Raw genomic sequence first — 20,512 nt, forward strand, 5'->3', positions numbered from 1 at the left:
GCCTGGGCGCATCGGCGCCCGGGCCCTCGCCGCGTTCTGGCGCCGAAGGTGCTCAGGTCAGCGGTCCGGTGTGACCCGTGTCGTGGCCGAAGATCAACGTGGTCCGGCTGTGCGCCACCGCTGGGTGGGTGGTGACGCGATCGAGGATCCACTCCCGCAGGGCGCTCGCCGAGGGGAGCGCGACGTGCAGGAGATAGTCGTCGTCGCCGGCGACGTGGAAGCTCTGCATGACCTCGGGCAGCCGGGGCACGGTCGAGGTGAAGGCGTCGATATGACGACGATCGTGCGCGCGGAGCCTAACCGCCACGATGGCCTGGACCGGACGGCCGACCCGCTCGGGGTCGACGTCGGCGTGGAAGCCGCGAATGACACCGCGGTCGATCAGTGCGCGCACCCGCAGGAGGGCCGTCGATGCCGCGACGCCGGCCCGGGCGGCCAGCCGGTTGTTGGCGAGCCGGGCATCGGCGATAAGGGCGGCCAACAGGGCCTGGTCGACGTCGTCGAGTTCGTCCGACATGGCGAAGATCCTTCGGTCCCGGTGGCTCATCAAGCCCGATCGCTGCAACGATAGGCGACCTAATGGGCGAATTAGCGTGAGTTGTTCGATCTATCGCCACGTGCACCGCAGCATCTGCGACGGTTGCGGGATGACAGCGTCGTCACCTTCCGCCACCCTCGACACCCGAGCGGTCCACGCCGGCCGCCAAGACCTCACCGATCTGGGCGTGCACGCCCCGCCGATCGACCTGTCCACGACGAATCCGCTCGGTGACGTCGAGGCGGGAGGAGCGGCATACGAGCACCTCGCCGGCGGCGATCCGCCGCACCCGGGCGACTCGAATGTCTATGCGCGGCTGTGGAATCCGACCGTGGCACGGTTCGAGGCCGCGGTCGCCGAGTTGGAGGGCGGTGCTGCCGGCGTAGCCTTCGCCTCTGGAATGGCCGCCATGAGCGCCACCCTGCTGGCGATGACCGCCGACGGGCGCAATCACGTCGTGGCCGTCCGGCCGCTCTACGGCGGGACCGATCACCTGCTCGCGACTGGACTGCTCGGCACCACGATCACCTATGCCGATCCCGACGCCATCGGCGCCGCCATCACCCCGCAGACCGGGCTCGTCGTCGTCGAGACGCCGGCCAATCCCACGCTGGAGTTGCTTGATCTGCGGGCTGTCGCGGCGGCAGCCGGTGAGGTGCCCGTGCTGGTCGACAACACCTTCGCCACGCCGGTGCTGCAGCGCCCGCTCGCCCTTGGCGCACGTATCGTCCTGCACTCGGCGACGAAATTCCTCGGCGGGCACGGCGATGCGCTCGGCGGCGTCGTGGTCACCGACGAGGCGACGGCAGGGCGCATCCGGCCGGTGCGCGCCATCACCGGCGGCGTGCTCAGCCCCTTCACCGCCTATCTGCTGCACCGGGGACTGCCGACAATGCCGATCCGGGTGCGCGCCCAGCAGGAGAGCGCGCGCATCATCGCCGGGCAGTTGGCCGGTCACCCCGCCATCCGGCGCGTCTTCCACCCGTCGCTCGAGGAGTGCGACCCGCTCGGGCTGGTGGGGCCGGGGCGGCAGATGGCCGGGCCGGGGTCGTTGCTGGCCTTCGAGCTCGTCGACGGCTACGAGGCGGCGGCCGCGGTCGCCAAACGCGTTCGGCTGATCACGCACGCCGTCTCGCTCGGCGGCGTCGACTCGCTCATCCAACATCCCGCCGGGCTCACACATCGGCCGGTGGCTGCCGAGGCGAAGCCGAATGCCGGCGTGCTGCGCCTGTCGGTGGGTCTGGAATCGCCCGGGGACCTGCTCGCCGATCTCGACCAGGCGCTGGCCTGATCGACGCTCTGCCCGGACCGGCGCCGCTCGCGCCGACATACTGAAGCGATGAAGGCCGAAGAAGTCATCACCAATCTCCACACCAAGGACGTCGAGAAGGCGCGGGACTTCTTCGGTGTGCTCGGCCTGAGCCAGACCACGCTCGACCTGGGTTGGGTGACGCGCTTCAGCTCGCCCGAAACCGGTGCCAGCGTGCAGGTGGTCACGGCGGATGCGAGCGCGCCCGCGGACTCGCAGTTGACGATCAAGGTCGATGACGTCGACGGAGCGTATGCCGTGATGCAGGAGCGGGGATACGAGATCGTGCATCCGCTGACGGACGAGCCGTGGGGCATCCGCCGCTTCTTCGTCCGCTCCCCCGACGGTCAGGTCGTCAACGTCGCGCACCACCGCGTGTGAGCGGTGCCCGGTGGGCGGGCGATCGGTGGGCGGGCGATCGGTGGGCATCGGTGCGGGCGAGATCTGGCACTGGCCTAGGTAGCGCGGCACTCACGCGGTTGTCGCGACCTGCCAGCGCTCCCCCGACCAGAGAAGCTCCAGATGCACCAGGGCAGCATCCCGTCCCGGCGTCGTCGTCGTGCGGCCGTCCGGGCCGCGGATGGTGAAGGCACTCGAGTCGACTTCGGCATCGAGCACGATCCGTTCGGCGTCCGGCCCCGGCGCAGGCCGCGCCGTGGCCTTGAGGACGACGAACTCCAGGCCCGTATAACGCAAGCCGCGCTCTGCGGCCTTCGACACCGCCGCACTATCGGCCTTGAACGCCTCGGACTCGGGCGCGTTGAGCTCGCGGACGATACCGAGATCGAGCGTGGCCCAGGCCTCGGCGCGTAGGTCGGCCAGTGCCTGCGCGACAACCACGGGATTGGTCAACGGGCCGGTGAGATCGGCCAGCGGATCTGCCAGCGTCGGAGCCGTCGCGGACGAGGTGGGCGAACTCTGGGACTTTGAAGGAGTGCCAGCGGCCGACGGTCGTGCGCCCGGGCTCGGGGCCGTCGCGGTCGTGCTGGGGGTCGTCGCGGTCGGGACGGCTGCGCTGCGGGACGTCGGAAGGGGGGTGGCGGCCGACGGTCCCGCAGAACTCGGCACCGGCTTGGCCGAGATGGGCAGCGTGCGCGACGTCGCGGTCGTGGTGCCCGCCGGCGGTTGGGTGGCCGGGCCGGATGCCATCGGCTTAGGGCCGCCTGCGAGCCGGACGAAGACCAGGGCCGACAGCACCAGGGCCAGGCCCATCACCGGGAGGTAGCGGACGGGCGCCTGCGCCAACCACTCCCAGGCGGGCGCCACGCCGGCCAGGGGTGAGCGAGCACGCCCGACGCCACCCACCGCAATGCTGCGCCGAGGGCGCACGCCGCCCCGGGATCGCCGGATCATCCCGACGGGCCGTCGGCCGGATCGCCTGCTCGGCAAACCGCGCCCAGACGTCGATGCCGGCTCGCGACGCTGCCCGGGGACCGTCGAACTGGCGGCGTGGCCTGCGCTGGCACACCCGTCCGTAAGCGACCGGCGGGCCGGGCCGGCCTCGACCGGTAGTGGAATGCCGGCCGACCGGTCAACGCCGATGCCGGCCCTCGACTCGGGAGCCGGACCGGCCGCCGCCTGACCTGCGGGCGGCAGAACGACGCGGACCGCGTCGCGCAACCGCGCGGCTTCCGCGGATGCCGAGCCCACCGAACCGGGAGCCGAGGGGCCGGGCGCCGCCTGACCTGCGGGCGGCAGAACGACGCGGACCGCGTCGCGCAACCGCGCGGCTTCCGCGGATGCCGAGCCCGCCACGTCGGGTGCGACGTGGCCAGCGGCGGATCGGGCGGTCTGTCCTCGCCCGCGCGGAACCGGCGAGCCGGTCGGGGCGGCGAACCGTGCCCGGCTCAGGCGCAGTCGCCCGCCACGTCTCGCGGGCGCATCGTCGAGTTCGCCGGCCCGGGCGCGCATCATCCTGACCAGCTCGTCCATCCCAGGCCGATCCCAGCCGTCCGGCACCGCCAGTGGTTCGGGCGACCCGATGGAGCGAAGGCCGGCGTCGACATCATCGAGAGTCAGGCTGGCACCGGCGCGGTGCGCCTGGTCGAGGGTTGCAATCAACGCCCCGAGCCCCGACCACTCGGCACCGACGTCATCGAGTCCCAGCGCCGCGAGGGCATCCGGCGGCAGAAGGTCAGCGGCCAGGCTCAACAGCCCGGCAATCGCCGATGACTCGAGCTCGCCGCGAGCGTCCCGCGTCGGCACATCCGCCTCACGAGCGCTCACGGCTGCGGCTGAGGCTAGGTCGCGTCCGGTTGCCCCGTCGGGAGCCGATCCAATCGCGCTCTCGCACAACCAGATCGACCCATCCGGGCCGACACCGATGTGCTCGAGCGTGAGTTGCGGAGCCGGCAGGCCGGCACTCGTCATGGCCCCGACGACCGCGCACACGTGCCTCAGGATGCCCAGCACCTGGCCGCGAGGGAGATCGCCCAGCTCATCGACGACCTCGGCAAGCCGATGTCGCGGCGGGTCGGCATAGACCACCGCGACCCCCATGTCCAGGTCGAACGCATCGGCCACCGGCACCATGCCGTCGATCACGAGCTCGAGATACCGAGCGTAGTCGCGTGCGCAGCCCACCGGATCGCGGACGACGAGCACGCGGGCGCCGTCACTCTCCCGAGTGCCCACCCAGGTGGAGGTGGCGCCGCCGGTTTCGCGGCTCGGATCCGCCGGCCGCAGGCGGAAACCGGGAATCACCAACTGACCCATCGCTTGCTCCTCATGCCGAGAGTTGTGCGCGCTTCACACCTTCAACCCTCCCGCACCCGCCCGCTCGCGACTAATAGTTATCCACAGCGACGCCGAAGTCGGCTACCCTCCAGCCTTTTGCGATCCGCCCGCAATCGCCCGGGCGAGCAGTGGTGTCAAGGTGCTGCTTGCTGCCGTCGTCAGGTGCACCGAATCGCGGTAGATCCACACCTCGCCCCGACGCACAGGACAGGAGTCCCCATCGCAGACCTTGTCCGTCAGGTCGAGAAATTGGGCCCCATTCTTAAGAACGACCTCTCGAGATGCGGCCTGGATGGCGCGTTTGATTCGCGTAAGTCGAATTGCGTGGGCGCAGCGATCCACAGAGAACAACAGCCCCCCGGCACATCGCGCCGGCTCGAATCCCGCCATCTCGCCGGATTCGGTCGGGTAGCGACCTGGGGTGGTGCCAATGACCACGACGTGGTGTCCAAGATCAGTGATGCCCGCTATGGATTTGTCCAAGCCGTCGAGGTATAATCTCCGCTTGTCCTCCGGACTCGTCAGACCTGCGAGCCCCATCGGCAAATCGGTTCGGAAGACGTAAGTATCCGACGTGCTGATGACGACGTCCCCGAGAGGAACGTCGGCGAGCCAAGTCAGCGTCGCGGCAAATCGCGCGCCGCATTTCGTGATGCGCTGGGTGGGTTGGTGATCGCGACCAGCGAAAAAACACCCCGAGGAGGTCCGGATCGCGAGTGGCCTGTTCTGCTCCGCGGCGGCACCGATCATGCCCTCGCTCAGGGCACCTGCCAGAGAGTCGCCCACCAAGTAAATCGGCGAGTTCCCGGGGAATTCGTCCCAGGTGCACGCGTTCTTGGGCCACGGATTCGCGTCGCACCCGCGCACATGATCGACGTGGTCTGCTGCAAGTTGTGCAGCCATCTGCTGCTTGGCGGTGTCATTCCATTGCACTCTCGCCCCCTGCCGTAGGACTAAGGCGAGGCCCGTCGGGACGACAAGCAGCGCGAGAGTGAAGGCGACCAAGCGTCGCCCGCCGAGTTCCCGATTGTTCCGAATGGGCTCCTCGATAAAGGTGAAGGACAGCGATGCCATTATCAAAGATAAACCGGCAGCCAAAAAGGCAGCTAGTGGGAGCCCGGGCCACAGGGCTGCGGCAATGACAATGCATGGCCAGTGCCACAAATACCACGAGTACGACCGATCGCCAATCCACGTCATCCACCGGGCGGCCAATCCCCGGACCACCAGGCCCGACCGGCGTGGATCCGTGCCGGCGACAATCAGCGCCGCAGCGGCGAGAACGGGGGGCAAGGCCCGATAGCCAGGGAACCCATCACCTGTAAGTACGACACTCGACCACACAAGGACGGCAACACCGCACCAGCCAAGGGTGGCGAGCAATCTTGCCGGCAGTCTGCCGATCCGTTCGTCGAGGAGCGCGACCAATGCACCAGCGGCGAACTCCCATGCCCGGGCGGGTGAGCTATAGAACGCCGTCGCATCAGGTGCTGGGATGGCACGGATGATGCGCAGTCCCTGAGTCAGAGCAATGCACAACGCCAATGAGCCGAGAAGGACGAGAGTGACAGCGCCGACCATCGAGCTGGTGCGGGTCAGCCTGAGGGCGCGTGCGCCCACCCACACCCCCATGGCAAGGATCGCGGGGAAGGCGAGGTAGAACTGCTCCTCGACCCCGAGAGACCAGATATGAAGGAGAGCGTTGCCCTCGGCGCTGCGGGCGAAATAACCGTCGTCAGCATTGATCATCCCGACGTTTGCAAGCATTGGCATCGCAAGCGTGCCCGTTTGCGCCACTTGTTGCTGCGCCCCGATGGGGGACAAGATCAGTGCGGCACAAACAACGACAACGACGACGACTAGCGCCAGTGCCGGGAGAATCCGGCGCACGCGACGGGCATAAAAGCGTCGCATGTCGATGCACCCGGCGGCGTTGAGTTCCCGGGCGAGCATCCCAGTGATAACGAAACCAGAGATGACGAAGAAGACGTCCACGCCAACAAATCCACCGCGAACGGGAAGGCCGGCATGAAAGAGGACGACGAGGATGACGGCGGTTGCGCGCATGCCTTGGATATCCGGCCGAAAGTGCACGTGAGTGACCTTAGCAAACGGGTCGTGAGCGAGGACCTACTCGACGCAGCGGCACGTCGGGTCAAGCGGACAAACGGCCCATGATTGAGCCGACAATGGCCTCGTCGCCGGCATACGGCTTCGAGGAACGCGGCCAGGGGCAGACGACATCGGTGAAGCCGAGGTCGGCGGCCCGGCCGACGGCGTGCTCGAAGGCGTCGACGCCCGCGAAGGCGTAGTCGGGGCAGGAGTCCAGGGACAGATAGCGCGCCAGCGCTCGTGTGCGACCCTGCCGCTCGATCTCCTCCTCGGCGCGCGCAACGACCTCGGCGACCAGGCGCCACCACGCCGGGCCGTCGTCCGCTCGTCCGGCATAGGTCAGCCAGCCGTCGCCACGTTCGACGGCCAGGCGGATGGCCCGCGGGCCGTTGGCCGCCACGATGAGCGGCACCCCGAGCGCCCCGCCGGCATTGACCGGGCCCGGCAGGCTGCCGGCACCCGCACTGGCATACCAGTCGCCGTCGACGGTGACCGGGTTCTCGCGCAGCAGCCGATCGAGGAAATCGACGAACTCACCGAACCGGCGCGTCCGCTCCCCCAGCCGTATGCCGGCGTGCGTCAGTTCGGCGTCCAGGTTGCCCCCGGCGCCGACTCCGAGCAGGAAGCGTCCCGCCGAGATGTCGTGCAGCGCAAGGATTTCGCGGATGAACTGCGCCGGGTGATGATTGTTGGGCGAGGACACCAGAGTGCCCAGCCCGATGCGCGTTGTGTTCAGGGCCGCTGCCACCAGCGTCGGGATGGCCGCGAACCACGGCGAGCCGCGCATCGGCTCCCAGCTCATGTGGTCGTAGGTCCAGGCGTGGTCGAAGCCGAGATCCTCGGCCAACCGCCAGTCCCGCTCGGCCTGCGCCCACGGCCGGTCGGGCAGGATCGTCACACCGACCCGGATGTGGTCAGGCATCGGCCCCCGCGCGGTCGGCGCGCGCCAGGACCGAGGGTGCCCAGATGCGCGAGCCCACGTCATACGAGAAGGCGGGGACCAGCAGCGACCGGACGATCAAGGTGTCGATCAGCACGCCCAGAGCAACGATGAAACCGATCTGGGCGAGGAAAATCAGCGGCAGCACCGCGAGCGAGGAGAAGGTCGCCGCGAGCACGATGCCCGCCGACGTGATCACCCCGCCGGTGACTGCGAGCGCCACGAGGATCCCTGGCCTGGTGCCGCGGCGTTGCGACTCCTCTCGCACCCTGGTCATCAAGAAGATCGAATAGTCGATGCCGAGGGCCACGAGGAAGACGAAGCCGTAGAGCGGCGTCGCCGGGTCCGAGCCGGGGAAGTCGAAGAGGTGGTTGAAGGCCAGCGCTGATGCTCCGATGGTGGCGCCGAAGGAGACCAGGTTGGCGACGACCAAGATCACGGGGGCGACCAGGGATCGCAGCAACAGGGCCAGCACCACGAAGATCACCAGCAAGGTGGCCGGGATGATCACCTTGAGGTCGCGATTGGTGGCATCGAGGACATCGAGGTTGATGGCCGTCGTGCCGCCGACGAGAGCATCCGGCGAGACGGCATCGAGGTCGGCCCTCAGCCGCTTGACGATCTCGGTAGCCTCGGGCGAGTCGGCGGGCACGGTCAGCACGGCGGTGATGGGCACCAGGCCGTCGATAGCGGCCGGCGGCGGGGCTCCGCCCCCGAGCCCGATGACGGGATCGGAGACACCCTTCTCGCTGCCGAGCCGGTCGACAACCCCTTGGGCGACGGCCTGGGGGGCGATGATCTGCACCGGTTGACCGGCGCCGGCCGGGAAGTGGCGGGCCAAGACTTCACTGCCGGTCACCGAGTCGGTCTTGTTGAGGAACAACTCGGAGGTGGAGACGCCCTCGGCCTTGAAGGTCGGCAGGAATGCGGCCAGCGCGAGCAACCCGGCGAGGGTCAACACCCACGTCCGCCGCGGGTGGGCGCCCACGAGTTTGGCCACCCGCCCCCAGATGCCCCGGGTCTCCAAGGCGTCCTCGAGATGGCGGTGGTCGACCTTGGGCACCATCGGCCAGAACGCGCGCCGCCCGATCACCAGGAGTACCGCCGGCAGGAAGGTCAGCGAGGCGATCATGGCCCCGGCGATCCCGAGCGCACCCACCGGTCCCAGACCCGCGGTGCTACCCAGCTTCGAGAGCATCAGGCACAGCAGGCCGAGGATGACTGTGGCCCCGCTGGCCAGAATCGGCTCGACCGAGCCGCGCCAAGCGGACTTCATCGCAACCCAGGTGTCGCTCGTGTCATGCAGGGCCTCGCGGAAGCGGCTGACCAACAACAGGGCGTAGTCCGTCGCCGCGCCCACGACCAGGATGAACATGATCCCCTGCGACTGCCCCGACAACGCGATATGTCCTGCCTTCGCCAGCGGGTACACGGCGAGCGCGGCCAACGCCAGCCCGAAGATGGCGCTCAGCAACACCGCAATGGGCAGGATCGGGCTGCGATAGACGATCAGCAGGATCACCAGGACCACGACCAGCGCAACCCCGAGCAGAACGCCGTCGATCCCTTCGAAGATGGTGATGAAGTCGGCGAGCAAACCGCCCGGACCGGTGACATAACCCGACGTGGTCGTACCGGTCGTGTCCTTCGCCAACTCGGCACGCAGGGCTTTGGCGGCCTCGAAGAGCGGTGAGGTGGAGTTGATCGTCTCCGAGGCCTTGTCGGCGTCGAGGTTGACGATGGTCAAGGTCGCCTTGGTGTCCGCGCTCGGGACCGGTCCGACGACCGGCCCAGAGAGAAACTCGCCCAGGGTGCGCCCCGCCCCGAGTTTCGGCAACGGCAGCTCAGGCACCGCCTTGGCAAAGCCGGACATGGCACCCATGTCGGTCTCGGTCAAGGCACCGGAACTCTCGGTGACGATCAGAAAGGGCAGCGACGTCGAGTCGGAGAACTTCGCGACCAGATTGGTGACCTCAGTGGATTCGGCACTGGCCGGCAGGAAGGAGGCGTTGTCGTTCTTCTGCACCTCCGCGAGCTTCCCGACGAGGGGTCCGCCGACGCCGGCGAGCAACAACCACGCCAGCGCGACCAATGCGGCGAGCAGCCGAGGACGCCGCGACCCCCCCTTCCGCCCGGCGGTCCCCGTCGTGATCCTTGGGGTCGGATTCGTGCTCATTGCCCCGCTCCCATCACGAAGTCCATCACCCTCGGCAGCTGGGCGTCCCACAGCGACCACTCGTGATCTCCAATCCGGAAGTCGGTCGTGACGTCAAGGCCCACGGCTCTCGCGCGCTCGGCAAAGGCGACATTGCCGTCATACAGGCGATCCTCGGTGCCGCAGCCGATCAGCAGCGGCGGCGCCTGGCCGCGCTCGACCAGCGCCATCAGGTCCTCGGTCGCGTCGAGGTCGCCGCCGAAGATGCGCCCGGACACCTCTTCCCGTCGCTCGGGTCGCTCCATCAGCCAGCGCAGGTCGAGCGCCCCGGACAGCGATGCGGCCGCGGCGAAGCGGTCGGGGAAGTTCAGCGCGAGCTTGAGCGCGCCATACCCGCCCATCGACAGCCCAGCAACATAGGTGCGCGCGGGGTCGGCAGTGACCTTGACGAAGTTGCCGACGATCCGCGGCAACTCGTCGGAGACGAAATCCCAATAGGCGTGGCCGTGCCGTTCGTTGGCATAGAAACTGCGGTGCACGGCAGGCATGACGACAGCCAGCCCACGCTCCGCGGCATACCGCTCGACGCTGGTGTAGCGCAGCCAGGCCGTGTGGTCGTCGGACATCCCGTGCAGGAGGTAGAGCACCGGGAAATCGGTAACGACCCCCGCGGCCTCGACCCCAACCTGTTCTGCCGTCACCTGCGGGAGCACGATCATCATGGACGTGCCCACTTCCAAGGTCTCGGCGAAGAAGTCCACCGTCAACAGCGCCACACGCAGCCCCTTTCTCGACTGCGCCCACCCTACGGGCAGCCACCGACAGCGGCCGATAAGGAGCGGGCGGTGCGCACCGGGCGGGAACGGCATACCGTCGGTGCATGCGTTTCGAACACCTCGGCTTTGCGCCCGACTTCGTCGATTACGAGCAGGCGTGGGAACACCAGCGCGCGGTTCACGCGCAGGTCGTCGCGGGCACGCTCCCTGACACCGTTCTGCTGCTCGAGCATGCGGCCGTCTATACGGCGGGCAAACGCACCGAGCCCCACGAGCGGCCGTTCGACGGAACGCGGGTCATCGACGTCGACCGGGGCGGCAAGATCACCTGGCACGGGCCGGGGCAGTTGGTCGGCTACCCGATCGTCACGCTCCCGGACCCGATCGACGTGGTCGCCCACGTGCGCCGGCTCGAAGAGGTCATGATCCGCACGTGCGCCGACTTCGGCGTCGCGGTCGAGCGCGTCGCGGGCCGAAGCGGCGTGTGGGTGCGCGCCGACGAGCGCGGCCCGGACCGCAAACTCGGGGCCATCGGGGTGCGCGTGAGCCAGCGAGTGACGATGCACGGTTTTGCGCTGAACGCCGATGCCGACCTGGCGTGGGCGGACAATATCGTCGCCTGCGGGATCGCCGATGCCGGCGTCTCCTCGCTCACCATCGAAGCCGGTCGCCCGATCACGGTCGCCGACATCCTGCCGTATGCCGAGGCCCACCTCACCGAGATGCTCGCCCTCGTACCGCTCTCGGCGGCCTTCGCACCCGCGTCGTCCGCCGGGACGGATGGATCTGAGGACGGCCCGGCCCCCGCCACCCCGCTCGTCCCCAGGCCCGTCTCAGTCGCCTGAGCCGAGGTGTACCGGGAGCCACGCACGGCCGGGGGCGCCGGCATACGGACGTAGGCTGGGGCCCGTGACGATCGCCCCCGAAGGACGCAAGCTGCTGCGGGTCGAGGCACGCAATGCCGAGACGCCCATCGAGCGCAAGCCTGCGTGGATCCGCACCACCGTCAAGATGGGGCCGCGATTCACCGAGATCGACAAGATGGTCAAGGGCGAAGGCCTGCACACCGTCTGCCAGGAAGCCGGCTGTCCCAACATCTTTGAGTGCTGGGAGGATCGCGAGGCGACCTTCCTCATCGGTGGCGACACCTGCACGCGGCGCTGCGACTTCTGCGATATCGCGACCGGTCGCCCGCAGCCGCTCGACCCCGATGAGCCGCGCCGGGTCGCGGAGTCCGTGAAGTCGATGGGGCTGCGCTATTCGACCGTCACGGGCGTGGCGCGCGACGACCAGCCCGACGGCGCCGCCAGCCTGTTTGCCGCAACGATCCGCGCCATCCACGAGCTCAACCCCAACACCGGGGTCGAGATCCTGCCGCCGGACTTCGGTGCCCGCCCGGAGTTGGTCGGGCAGGTCTTCGACGCCCGGCCTGAGGTCTTCGCCCACAACCTGGAGACGGTGCCCCGGATCTTCAAGCGCATCCGTCCCGCCTTCACCTATGACAAGTCGCTGCGGGTGTTGTCGATGGCGCGCACGGACGGGCTGGTCACCAAGTCCAATCTCATCCTCGGGATGGGCGAGCGTGAGGACGAGATCGCCCAGGCGATCGCCGATCTGTATGACGCGGGGTGCGACATCCTGACCGTCACCCAGTATTTGCGGCCGTCACCGAACCACCACCCGATCGACCGGTGGGTCAAGCCGGAGGAGTTCGTGCACTGGAGCTCGGTGGCCGAGGACATGGGCTTCAAGGGGGTCATGGCCGGGCCGCTGGTGCGTAGTTCCTACCGGGCGGGGCGGCTGTGGGCGAGCGCGATGACCAAGTGGGGACGCGTCATACCGGCTCATCTGACGCACCTGGCCGAAGGGCTGGACGCGCCGGCACGCCAGGAGGCGTCGGCGCTTCTCGCGCGTGGGCTGAGCGGGACCGCCACGACGTAAACTGCGTCGCATGGCCACCAAGGACGCCGCCGAGGCGCCGAAGAAGAAGCGCAACAACCCGTTCAAGCAGATCGCGACGGTCTTCAAGGCGGTCAAGGCCATCGACCCGACCATCACCTGGTGGGTGATGGGGGTCTTCCTCGGCGTCCTGGGGGTCTTCCTCCTGATCGGGCTGCTGCTCAACCACTGGATCTACTTCACGATCATCGGCTTGCCGCTGGCCGCGCTCGCCGCGATGATCGTGCTCTCGCGACGGGGTGAGCGGGCGGCCTTCGGGCAGATGGAGGGCAAGGTCGGTCAGAGCGCCGGCGCCCTGTCGACGCTGCGCAAGGGCTGGTATTACGACCAGGAGCCGGTGGCGGCGGACGTCGCTCGCCCGCAGGAAATCGCCAACGCCGCGGTCGTCTTCCGTGCCCTTGGCCGCCCGGGCGTTGTGCTCCTCGGCGAGGGCCCGTTGCCGCGCGCCAAGAAGCTGGTCGAGAAGGAAGTCAAGAAGGTCAACCGGGTCGCCCCCGGTGTGCCCGTGCACACCTTGTATGTCGGCGACGGCGAGGGCCAGATCGGCGCGCGCAAGATCACCCGGACCTTGGCCAAGCTCAAGCCCGTGCTGACCAATGACGAGATGGCCACGGTCAACCGCCGCCTGAAGTCGATCCCGAGCATCCGCCAGGGCATCCCCGCCGGCATCGACCCCACCAAGGTCCGCATGGACCGTCGCTCCCTGCGCGGCCGCTAAGGGCGCCAGAGCGCCGCCCGTCGCCAGCGGCCGGTGACACGCGCCCGCGGGCGAGCATCCGGCATACGGGCGGGCTGTCTCGGACGGCGAGACGAGCGGGATCACGTAACACGCGCGAAACAGACGGGTGACTATCGATTAATCCGGCACTCGTATGTTGGGCCCAACGCATGGGCGAGCGTACGCGCCCACTCACCCCGCACAGGAGGTTTTCTTGTTCAGCACCGCTGACGACGTGCTCTCCTACATCAAGGAGAACGACGTCAAGTTCGTCGACATTCGCTTCTGCGACCTGCCCGGCATCATGCAGCACTTCAACGTGCCCGCCGAGAGCCTCGACGAAGACTTCTTCACCGTGGGACAGGCCTTCGACGGCTCCTCGATCCGTGGCTTCCAGGCCATCCACGAGTCCGACATGAAGCTGCTCCCCGACGTCGCGACCGCCTTCATCGACCCCTTCCGGGTCGAGAAGACGCTGGTCATGAACTTCTCGATCGTGGACCCCTTCACCGACGAGCCTTACAGCCGCGACCCGCGCAATATTGCCGCGAAGGCCGAGGCCTACCTGAAGTTCACCGGCATCGCCGACACCGCCTACTTCGGCGCCGAGGCCGAGTTCTTCCTCTTCGACGACGTGCGTTTCAAGACGTCGGCGAACGAGTCCTTCTACTACCTCGACTCCAAGGCCGCCGTGTGGAACACCGGAAAGGTCGAGGAGGGCGGCAACCTCGGCTACAAGCCGCGGATGAAGGGCGGCTACTTCCCCGTCTCCCCCGTCGATCACTTCGCCGACATCCGCGACGAAATCTGCCTCAAGCTCAAGGACGTCGGCCTGACGGTCGAGCGCTCGCACCACGAGGTCGCCTCGGGTGGGCAGCAGGAGATCAACTACCGCTTCAACACGCTGCTGCACTCCGGCGACGACATGATGAAGTTCAAGTACGTCGTCAAGAACACCGCGTGGCACAACGGCAAGTCGGCCACCTTCATGCCGAAGCCGGTGTTCGGCGACAACGGCTCGGGCATGCACACCCACCAGTCGCTGTGGAAGAACGGCGAGCCGCTCTTCTACGACGAGCGCGGGTATGGCGGCCTGTCCGACATCGCGCGCTGGTACATCGGCGGCCTGCTGAAGCACGCCCCCGCGGTCCTCGCCTTCACCAATCCGACCGTCAACTCCTACCACCGCCTCGTGCCGGGGTATGAGGCGCCCGTCAACCTGGTCTACTCCGCCCGCAACCGATCGGCCTGCATCCGCATCCCGATCGCGGGCGCGTCGCCGAAGGCCAAGCGCATCGAGTTCCGTATTCCGGACCCCTCGTGCAACCCCTACCTCGCCTTCGCCGCCCAGCTGATGGCCGGACTCGACGGGATCAAGAACCGCATCGAGCCCCCGGAGCCGGTGGACAAGGATCTCTACGAGCTGCCGCCGGAGGAGCACGCGGAGATCAAGCAGGTCCCCGGCTCGCTCGGTGAGGTGCTCGACGCGCTTGAGGCCGACCACGAGTTCCTGCTCGAAGGCGACGTCTTCACCCAGGACGTCATCGACACCTGGATCGAGTACAAGCGCAAGAACGAGATCGACCCGATCCGTTTCCGCCCGCACCCGCACGAGTTCGAGATGTACTACGACATCTGATCGCGCCTGCGATGTCCGGCAAGGGCTGGGGGAGCAACCGCTCCCCCGGCCCTTGCTGTGCGTCGTGCATTGGTAGCGGCAGACACCTGTCCAACTGCTATCGCATGACCGGCGCACCGCCCCAAGCCCACGAAGCGATCTACGCGACGTGGCTTACGCTCGGTGGTGCGACCAAACCACGCACGGCTAATGGGGTGGCCGCGGTGGTCGAGGCCGGCGAGACTGCGGCAGTCGCCCATGGAATCGGGGACTTCATTCCTGCCACATACGACGTCATCGTGTCAGAGCGCAAGACCACGCGTATCCCTGGCGTCAGACTGCGCATTCGCACACTGACCCGCGAGGACGTGATTCCGTTGACGGGCTACCTTGCCTGACCGTCGAAAGGACCGTCGCCGACCTGGTCGACCTCCGCATTGACGAGTCACTGGTCGTCGACGCACTGGGCGACGCTGTGCGGAGCAACAAAGTACGTTCGCGCCAACGGCTGGACGAGTCGCCGATTTCGGTCGCACGCCGTCGAAAGCTCGATGGGCGCGAGTTCTCGGCCACCCTACTCGAACGCGCCGGGATCCATCCCGAGGCGTGGCGCGATGGCCGAACCGCTTGAGCCCTATCACGATTGGCCATCTCTTGAACTCGCGATCAAAGCTGCCGCGCGCAAGTCCGCTGCGAAGGCCGGCCCAGGAGTGAGCGCCGCGACCGTCGACGCGAGATTCGCCAAGCGCGATTCGACAGATTCCTCTCACGCGTCTTCGCCAATGGTGAAGCCTCCGGATGCTCAAGGGTGGGATAAGCGTGCTGGCGCGGGTGCCTCGGTCGCGCACCACCAGAGATGTCGACCTCGCGGCGCTAAAGGCTGTCCATCTTGATGGGGCCGAACGCGCGCATACCGAGCTTGTATCCGTCGATCCGGGCGACCAGATCACCTTCCGCTTGATCCGTTCCATCCCCATTGGCAGGGGTCAAAATCAACCCGGCGTGGCCATGCGTCGCTACGTATTTACTTGCATGGACGCCGACACCGATATGCACGTGGAGACTGTCGACGTCGTCATCGGCCCGGCCCCCGATCGGCGCGGTGGAGGTCGTGGAACCAGCCAACCGGCTCTACCCGCGCCGACCGCTCACCACTCATCCCTATCGGCTCTACCCGATGGTCGATCAGATCGCCGACAAGGTCTGCGCCACGATGGAAACCAACTACCCAGACCGACGACGTAGGAGCCGAGTCAAGGACCTGGTCGATTTGGTCGTCTTCGCCCACACCCAACGCGTGGACCTCGACGTGTTGCGCGTCGCGATTCATGCCAAGAGGCGCATGAGTGGGATCGCGGCCTTCGGCCACCTCGACATTCCTCCCGCCTGGCACGGCACTTACGCTGCCACAGCCACGGGCCGTCCCGACCGCAGAGCGCCACACCGCCGAGAGCGCGGCCGCCTTGACTGCGGCGTTCATCGATCCCGCACTCGACAGCGACGCGCCGTCGGCCATCTGGAACCCAGTGGCTCTGGCCTGGGAGTCCGGTCCGACGCGAATCTGAGTCGAGAGTCGGCAACACGCCGACAGCCGAGGCGCTCGAGCGGCGTGTTGACACCACTCGACCAGGTGCGCACGCATGGCAAGCACCGCCCGCACGAGGTAGGCCCGGGGCCGAAATCAAGCGCGTCCGGCATGTGGTCACCGATAACGGTGCTGTACTCCCCGAGCACACGCCAACGCGCGGCGGGCCGGGGCGGCAGGCCACGGCATACGGGCGGCTCGTCGGGTTGACCATCAACTCGATTGCGCCCGAATGCATTGCCGCGCAACCACTTTCATGCCAAAAGGGCGCCACCCCGCGACTGACACGCTCTAAGCAAGCGCTTGCTGAGTGACGCACTGTACAGCCCCGCAGGTGTCCAGACGGCAGGACGCACTTCCGGCACGCGAGTAGCGTCGATTGCAACGCAACCGGCGACGAAGCCGAGGGCGCTCAACCAGCAGGACAGCCGAATACAAGGGGCCTAGATGAAGATCGTCGTGCTCGTGAAGTACGTGCCAGAATCCACCGCTGTCTGGAAGTTCGGACCCGACCTGACCCTCGATCGTGCGGGCATCGAAGGGCACCTCTCCGAGCTCGACGAGTATGCCGTGGAGCAAGCCGTGCGCCTCGTCGAAGGCGGCGCCTCAGCCGAGGTCACCGTCCTGAGCGTCGGGCCAGCTCAAGCCCGCGAGGCCCTGATGAAGGCGCTCGCCATGGGCGCCGGCCAGGCCGTCCACGTCATCGACGACGGCATCCACGGGAGCGACGCTCTCGGCACCTCGCTCGTGCTGGCCAAGGCCCTGGAGAAGATCGGCTACGACCTGGTCCTGACCGGCATGGCCTCCACCGACGCCGAAATGTCGGCCATGCCGTCGATGGTCGCCGAACGCCTGGGCGCGAACCAAGCCACCTTCGCCAAAACCATTGCGCTGGAAGGCGAAAACGTCAAGACCACCCGCGACGGCGACACGGCCAGCCTCGAGGTGACCACCGCCTTGCCGGCCGTCGTCTCCATCACCGACCAGAGCGGTGAAGCCCGCTACCCGGCCTTCCGGCAGATCATGATGGCCAAGAAGAAGCCCTTCGAGACGCTCTCCCTCGCCGACCTCGGCATCGAGCCGGCCCTCGTCGGCGCGGGCGCTGCCGCCGTGCAGGTCCGCGCGATCGCCCCGGCCCCGCCGCGCGCCGCCGGCACCGTCATCACCGACGACGGCACCGGAGCCGCCCAACTCGCCGACTTCCTCGCCGCTCGCGGCCTCCTCTGACCGACTCTCGGCGACCGCCGCTCAAGCTGCAAAGGAAACCCCACGTGTCCACCGTTCTCGTCCTCGCCGACGTCACCCCCACCGGTGTCCGCAAGGCCACCCTCGAACTGCTCACCGCCGCGCGAGCGCTCGGTGAGCCCGCCGCGGTGGTCTGCGGTCCGGTCGCCGATGACGTCACCGCCGCTCTCGGCGCTCATGGTGCCGCCACGGTCTACAGCATCACTGCCGACGGCATCGACGACTTCCTCGCCGTGCCCAAGGTCGACGCCCTCGGGGTCGTGGCCGCGCAGACCAGCCCAACCGCCGTCCTGATCACCTCCGGCCCTGAGGGCAAGGACATCGCGGCTCGCCTCGCCGTGCGCCTCGACTCGGGCCTGGTCAGCGACGCCACCTCGGTCGCCCTCGAGGCCGGCCAGGTCGTCGCGACCCAGTCGATCGTCTCCGGCGCCTACCACGCCACCAGTGTCGTGACCCGCGGACCGGCCGTGATCACCATGCGCCCCAACACAATTGCGGCCACCGAAGCACCCTCGGCCACCGCGGTCGAGGCCGTGGCCGTCGACCTCAGCGCGACCGCCAAGGGCGCGGCGATCACCGCCCGCAACCCCAAAGGCAGCACCGGCCGACCCGACCTGACCGATGCCGCGACCGTCGTCGCCGGTGGTCGCGGCGTGGGCTCACCGGAGGGTTTCGCCGTCATCGATCAACTCGCCGACGCCCTCGGCGGCGCGGTCGGGGCCACCCGCGCGATCACCGACCTCGGCTGGGCCGGGCACGACATCCAGGTCGGCCAGACCGGCAAGACCGTTGCCCCCGCTCTGTATGTCGCGGCGGGCGTCAGCGGCGCCATCCAGCACCGTGCAGGGATGCAGTCGAGCAAGACCATCGTCACCGTCAACAAGGACGCCAACGCCCCGATCTTCGCCATCGCCGACTTCGGTGTCGTGGGCGACCTGCACCAGATCCTCCCCGCACTTGTCGACGAGATCGGCAAGCGACGCGGCTGACGCCCACTACCGCACCGTGGCCCGGCCGGAGCCGGCCGGCCCCGGGCGGCACCGCTCCACGACCGGCAGCGGCACCCAGACCACACCACCCCGACGCCCCGACCCGAGGAATACCCATGACTGACACCCCCACCACTGGCCACGTCGGCGGCGCCGGACTCGACCTGCCAACGCTGAAGATGATGATCGAGGCGCTCGGCGACTTCGTCGACGAGGCCCTGCCGCCACAGCTCGTCCTCGATCTGGATCATGAGGACACCTGCCCCGAGGATATCGTCCGGGCTATGTCGGACCCCGACACCCTCGGCGTCCAGCTCGTCTTCATTCCCGAGACGTATGGCGGCATGGACGGCGGCGCCTTCGACAGCTACCGCGTCTGTGAAGCCATGGGGCGCAAGGACATTGGCCTCGCCACTGCCGTCTTCGCCACCTTCCTCGGCTCCGACCCGATCGTCGTGGGGGCGACCGAGGAGCAGAAGCAGGAGTGGCTCGGCGCGATCGCCGAGCAGGGCGTCGTCTTCGCCTATGGCGCCACCGAGCCGGAAGCCGGCTCCGACCTCGGGGCGATGACCACCACCGCGGAACCGATCTTCGGTGACGACGGTGAGATCACGGCATACCGGATCAATGGTCGCAAGCAGTGGATCTCCAACGGCTCGATCGCGGACTTCTCCACGATCCTTGCGGCGACGCCGGAGGGCCCGACCTGGTTCGTCGTCTCGAAGGACACCCCCGGCTTCAGCGCCGGGCCGCCGGAGGACAAGCACGGGCTGCGCCTGTCCAACACCGCGCCCCTCTTCCTCGACGACGTCGTCGTCCCGGCCCACAATCTGATCGGTACCGAGCCGGGCAAGGGCCTGATCCAGGCGCAGCAGGTCTTTGGTTACACCCGGTTGATGGTTGCCGCCTTCGGGCTCGGTGGCGGCTGGGAGGCACTGGATCGCGCAATCGCCTACTCCAAGGAGCGCATCCAGGGCGGCGGCCCGCTTGCGGAGAAGCAGGGCTTCACCCACAAGCTGATCGTCCCGCACGCTGTTCGCCTCGAAGCGGCGCGCGCATTCATGGAGGACACGGCTGACAAGATCGACCGCGGGCTCGGCGAGAACGGCGCCATGAACACCGAGGGCGCGATCGCGAAATACCTTGCGACAGAAGCGGGTAACGCCGCCGCCGACGCCGCCATCCAGGCCCACGGCGGCTACGGCTACACCCGGCCGTATGTCGTGGAGAAGATCCGCCGCGATGTGCGCATCACCACGATCTATGAGGGCACCTCCGAGATCATGGAGATGACCATCGCGCGTGACCGGTGGCAGTTGCACCTCAAGAGCCTCGGCCGCCGTTACACGGATCTCGCGTCCCAACTCGACGCCCTGCACGCCCAGAAGAGCGACGTCGGAGCCGGCATCGCGGCGCTCGCCGCACGCTCGATGGCCGCGGTGCTCGAGGCGTGCAAGGTGGGGCGGCTGACGCGCAGCCAGCACGTGCTCTTCCGGCTCGGCGAACTGATCGCCTACACCGAGGGCGCGGCCGTCTTCGCCCAGGCCGCCGCCGCCGCGCAGGACGGCACGCGCCACGCGAAGAACCCCGGCCGGTTCGACGGGGCCGCGACCAGCGCTATGTCCCGGGTGTATGCCCGGGAAGCCGCGCAGCGCGTCGCGCTCGACGGCCCGCGGTGGGTCGCGGGCGCGGCGGACGCGGGGTCACCGGCGTTGGCCACGCTCGCCGGCATACCGGCCGATGCCATCCGGGCCGCCCAGGCGGGTGCCCTGTCCGACATGGACTACATCGCCGACGTCCTCTACGGGCGCGTGGGCGAGTGACGAACGACC

The 20,512-nt window shown here is 68.2% G+C and carries 18 protein-coding genes; 11 read left to right on the forward strand and 7 right to left on the reverse strand.

Annotated features, from left to right (window positions below; genetic code table 11):
* Positions 1 to 52: 52 nt before the first annotated feature.
* A complete protein-coding gene (locus ABD209_RS02755; protein WP_344061763.1) occupies positions 53 to 517 on the reverse strand; it encodes an Lrp/AsnC family transcriptional regulator in 465 nt (154 codons plus the stop codon).
* 130 nt (positions 518 to 647) lie between these two features.
* On the opposite strand from ABD209_RS02755, the gene ABD209_RS02760 reads away from it, so the two are divergent.
* Complete coding sequence (locus tag ABD209_RS02760; protein WP_344061866.1) at positions 648 to 1,829, forward strand: trans-sulfuration enzyme family protein; 1,182 nt, start codon at positions 648 to 650, stop codon at positions 1,827 to 1,829.
* Positions 1,830 to 1,877: 48 nt separating this feature from the next.
* Positions 1,878 to 2,228 (forward strand): VOC family protein, encoded by a 351-nt coding sequence (locus ABD209_RS02765; protein ID WP_344061766.1) that lies wholly within the window; start codon positions 1,878 to 1,880, stop codon positions 2,226 to 2,228.
* 90 nt (positions 2,229 to 2,318) lie between these two features.
* Here the strand turns inward: ABD209_RS02765 and ABD209_RS02770 are convergent, their stop codons facing one another.
* The 5 genes from ABD209_RS02770 to ABD209_RS02790 all read right to left on the reverse strand — a co-directional run bounded on the left by ABD209_RS02770 (position 2,319) and on the right by ABD209_RS02790 (position 10,566).
* Positions 2,319 to 4,562: a hypothetical protein gene (locus ABD209_RS02770; RefSeq protein WP_344061769.1), complete on the reverse strand. Its 2,244-nt coding sequence runs from the start codon at positions 4,560 to 4,562 to the stop codon at positions 2,319 to 2,321.
* Between the two features lie 102 nt (positions 4,563 to 4,664).
* Positions 4,665 to 6,677 (reverse strand): acyltransferase family protein, encoded by a 2,013-nt coding sequence (locus ABD209_RS02775; RefSeq protein WP_344061772.1) that lies wholly within the window; start codon positions 6,675 to 6,677, stop codon positions 4,665 to 4,667.
* A gap of 61 nt (positions 6,678 to 6,738) precedes the next feature.
* Entirely contained in the window at positions 6,739 to 7,617 is an 879-nt protein-coding gene (locus ABD209_RS02780; protein WP_344061775.1) for an LLM class flavin-dependent oxidoreductase, read from the reverse strand.
* Positions 7,610 to 9,811, reverse strand: coding sequence for an MMPL family transporter (locus tag ABD209_RS02785; protein ID WP_344061778.1), 2,202 nt, complete (start codon positions 9,809 to 9,811; stop codon positions 7,610 to 7,612). The genes ABD209_RS02780 and ABD209_RS02785 overlap by 8 nt, the downstream gene beginning before the upstream one ends.
* The gene (locus tag ABD209_RS02790) at positions 9,808 to 10,566 is read right to left on the reverse strand and encodes an alpha/beta hydrolase (RefSeq protein WP_344061781.1); all 759 of its coding nucleotides are present in this window, start codon (positions 10,564 to 10,566) and stop codon (positions 9,808 to 9,810) included. The genes ABD209_RS02785 and ABD209_RS02790 overlap by 4 nt, the downstream gene beginning before the upstream one ends.
* Before the next feature lie 104 nt (positions 10,567 to 10,670).
* Between ABD209_RS02790 and lipB the strand changes: the two genes are divergently transcribed.
* The 5 genes from lipB to ABD209_RS02815 all read left to right on the forward strand — a co-directional run bounded on the left by lipB (position 10,671) and on the right by ABD209_RS02815 (position 15,259).
* Positions 10,671 to 11,411, forward strand: a complete 741-nt coding sequence (lipB, locus tag ABD209_RS02795; RefSeq protein WP_344061784.1) for a lipoyl(octanoyl) transferase LipB — start codon at positions 10,671 to 10,673, stop codon at positions 11,409 to 11,411.
* A gap of 64 nt (positions 11,412 to 11,475) precedes the next feature.
* Entirely contained in the window at positions 11,476 to 12,507 is a 1,032-nt protein-coding gene (lipA, locus tag ABD209_RS02800; RefSeq protein WP_344061787.1) for a lipoyl synthase, read from the forward strand.
* Positions 12,508 to 12,517: 10 nt separating this feature from the next.
* On the forward strand, positions 12,518 to 13,243 hold the full coding sequence (locus ABD209_RS02805) for a DUF4191 domain-containing protein (protein ID WP_344061790.1): 726 nt from the start codon (positions 12,518 to 12,520) through the stop codon (positions 13,241 to 13,243).
* 214 nt (positions 13,244 to 13,457) lie between these two features.
* On the forward strand, positions 13,458 to 14,882 hold the full coding sequence (gene glnA / locus ABD209_RS02810) for a type I glutamate--ammonia ligase (protein WP_344061793.1): 1,425 nt from the start codon (positions 13,458 to 13,460) through the stop codon (positions 14,880 to 14,882).
* A 104-nt stretch (positions 14,883 to 14,986) separates the two neighbouring features.
* On the forward strand, positions 14,987 to 15,259 hold the full coding sequence (locus ABD209_RS02815; protein ID WP_344061796.1) for a hypothetical protein: 273 nt from the start codon (positions 14,987 to 14,989) through the stop codon (positions 15,257 to 15,259).
* A 475-nt stretch (positions 15,260 to 15,734) separates the two neighbouring features.
* Here ABD209_RS02815 and ABD209_RS02820 read toward each other — a convergent pair whose 3' ends face one another.
* Positions 15,735 to 15,917, reverse strand: a complete 183-nt coding sequence (locus ABD209_RS02820; protein ID WP_344061799.1) for a hypothetical protein — start codon at positions 15,915 to 15,917, stop codon at positions 15,735 to 15,737.
* A gap of 46 nt (positions 15,918 to 15,963) precedes the next feature.
* Here ABD209_RS02820 and ABD209_RS19725 point away from each other — a divergent pair, with 46 nt between their 5' ends.
* The 4 genes from ABD209_RS19725 (at position 15,964) to ABD209_RS02835 (ending at position 20,503) form a co-directional block, all read left to right on the forward strand.
* The gene (locus ABD209_RS19725) at positions 15,964 to 16,656 is read left to right on the forward strand and encodes a nucleotidyl transferase AbiEii/AbiGii toxin family protein (protein ID WP_425564546.1); all 693 of its coding nucleotides are present in this window, start codon (positions 15,964 to 15,966) and stop codon (positions 16,654 to 16,656) included.
* Positions 16,657 to 16,893: 237 nt separating this feature from the next.
* Positions 16,894 to 17,673 (forward strand): electron transfer flavoprotein subunit beta/FixA family protein, encoded by a 780-nt coding sequence (locus tag ABD209_RS02825; RefSeq protein ID WP_344061802.1) that lies wholly within the window; start codon positions 16,894 to 16,896, stop codon positions 17,671 to 17,673.
* A 44-nt stretch (positions 17,674 to 17,717) separates the two neighbouring features.
* Positions 17,718 to 18,680 (forward strand): electron transfer flavoprotein subunit alpha/FixB family protein, encoded by a 963-nt coding sequence (locus ABD209_RS02830; protein WP_344061805.1) that lies wholly within the window; start codon positions 17,718 to 17,720, stop codon positions 18,678 to 18,680.
* 116 nt (positions 18,681 to 18,796) lie between these two features.
* Positions 18,797 to 20,503 (forward strand): acyl-CoA dehydrogenase family protein, encoded by a 1,707-nt coding sequence (locus tag ABD209_RS02835; RefSeq protein WP_344061808.1) that lies wholly within the window; start codon positions 18,797 to 18,799, stop codon positions 20,501 to 20,503.
* The last annotated feature ends 9 nt before the right edge of the window (positions 20,504 to 20,512 follow it).

The organism is Nostocoides vanveenii (assembly GCF_039531165.1).
GTDB lineage: Bacteria > Actinomycetota > Actinomycetes > Actinomycetales > Dermatophilaceae > Nostocoides_A > Nostocoides_A vanveenii.

Bases quoted from the DNA above. Each gene is read 5' to 3' on its own strand.
- ABD209_RS02755 (WP_344061763.1), bottom strand. From the start codon at position 517: ATGTCGGACGAACTCGACGACGTCGACCAGGCCCTGTTGGCCGCCCTT.
- ABD209_RS02760 (WP_344061866.1), top strand. From the start codon at position 648: ATGACAGCGTCGTCACCTTCCGCCACCCTCGACACCCGAGCGGTCCAC.
- ABD209_RS02765 (WP_344061766.1), top strand. From the start codon at position 1,878: ATGAAGGCCGAAGAAGTCATCACCAATCTCCACACCAAGGACGTCGAG.
- ABD209_RS02770 (WP_344061769.1), bottom strand. From the start codon at position 4,562: ATGGGTCAGTTGGTGATTCCCGGTTTCCGCCTGCGGCCGGCGGATCCG.
- ABD209_RS02780 (WP_344061775.1), bottom strand. From the start codon at position 7,617: ATGCCTGACCACATCCGGGTCGGTGTGACGATCCTGCCCGACCGGCCG.
- ABD209_RS02785 (WP_344061778.1), bottom strand. From the start codon at position 9,811: ATGAGCACGAATCCGACCCCAAGGATCACGACGGGGACCGCCGGGCGG.
- lipB (WP_344061784.1), top strand. From the start codon at position 10,671: ATGCGTTTCGAACACCTCGGCTTTGCGCCCGACTTCGTCGATTACGAG.
- ABD209_RS02805 (WP_344061790.1), top strand. From the start codon at position 12,518: ATGGCCACCAAGGACGCCGCCGAGGCGCCGAAGAAGAAGCGCAACAAC.
- ABD209_RS02815 (WP_344061796.1), top strand. From the start codon at position 14,987: ATGACCGGCGCACCGCCCCAAGCCCACGAAGCGATCTACGCGACGTGG.
- ABD209_RS02825 (WP_344061802.1), top strand. From the start codon at position 16,894: ATGAAGATCGTCGTGCTCGTGAAGTACGTGCCAGAATCCACCGCTGTC.
- ABD209_RS02835 (WP_344061808.1), top strand. From the start codon at position 18,797: ATGACTGACACCCCCACCACTGGCCACGTCGGCGGCGCCGGACTCGAC.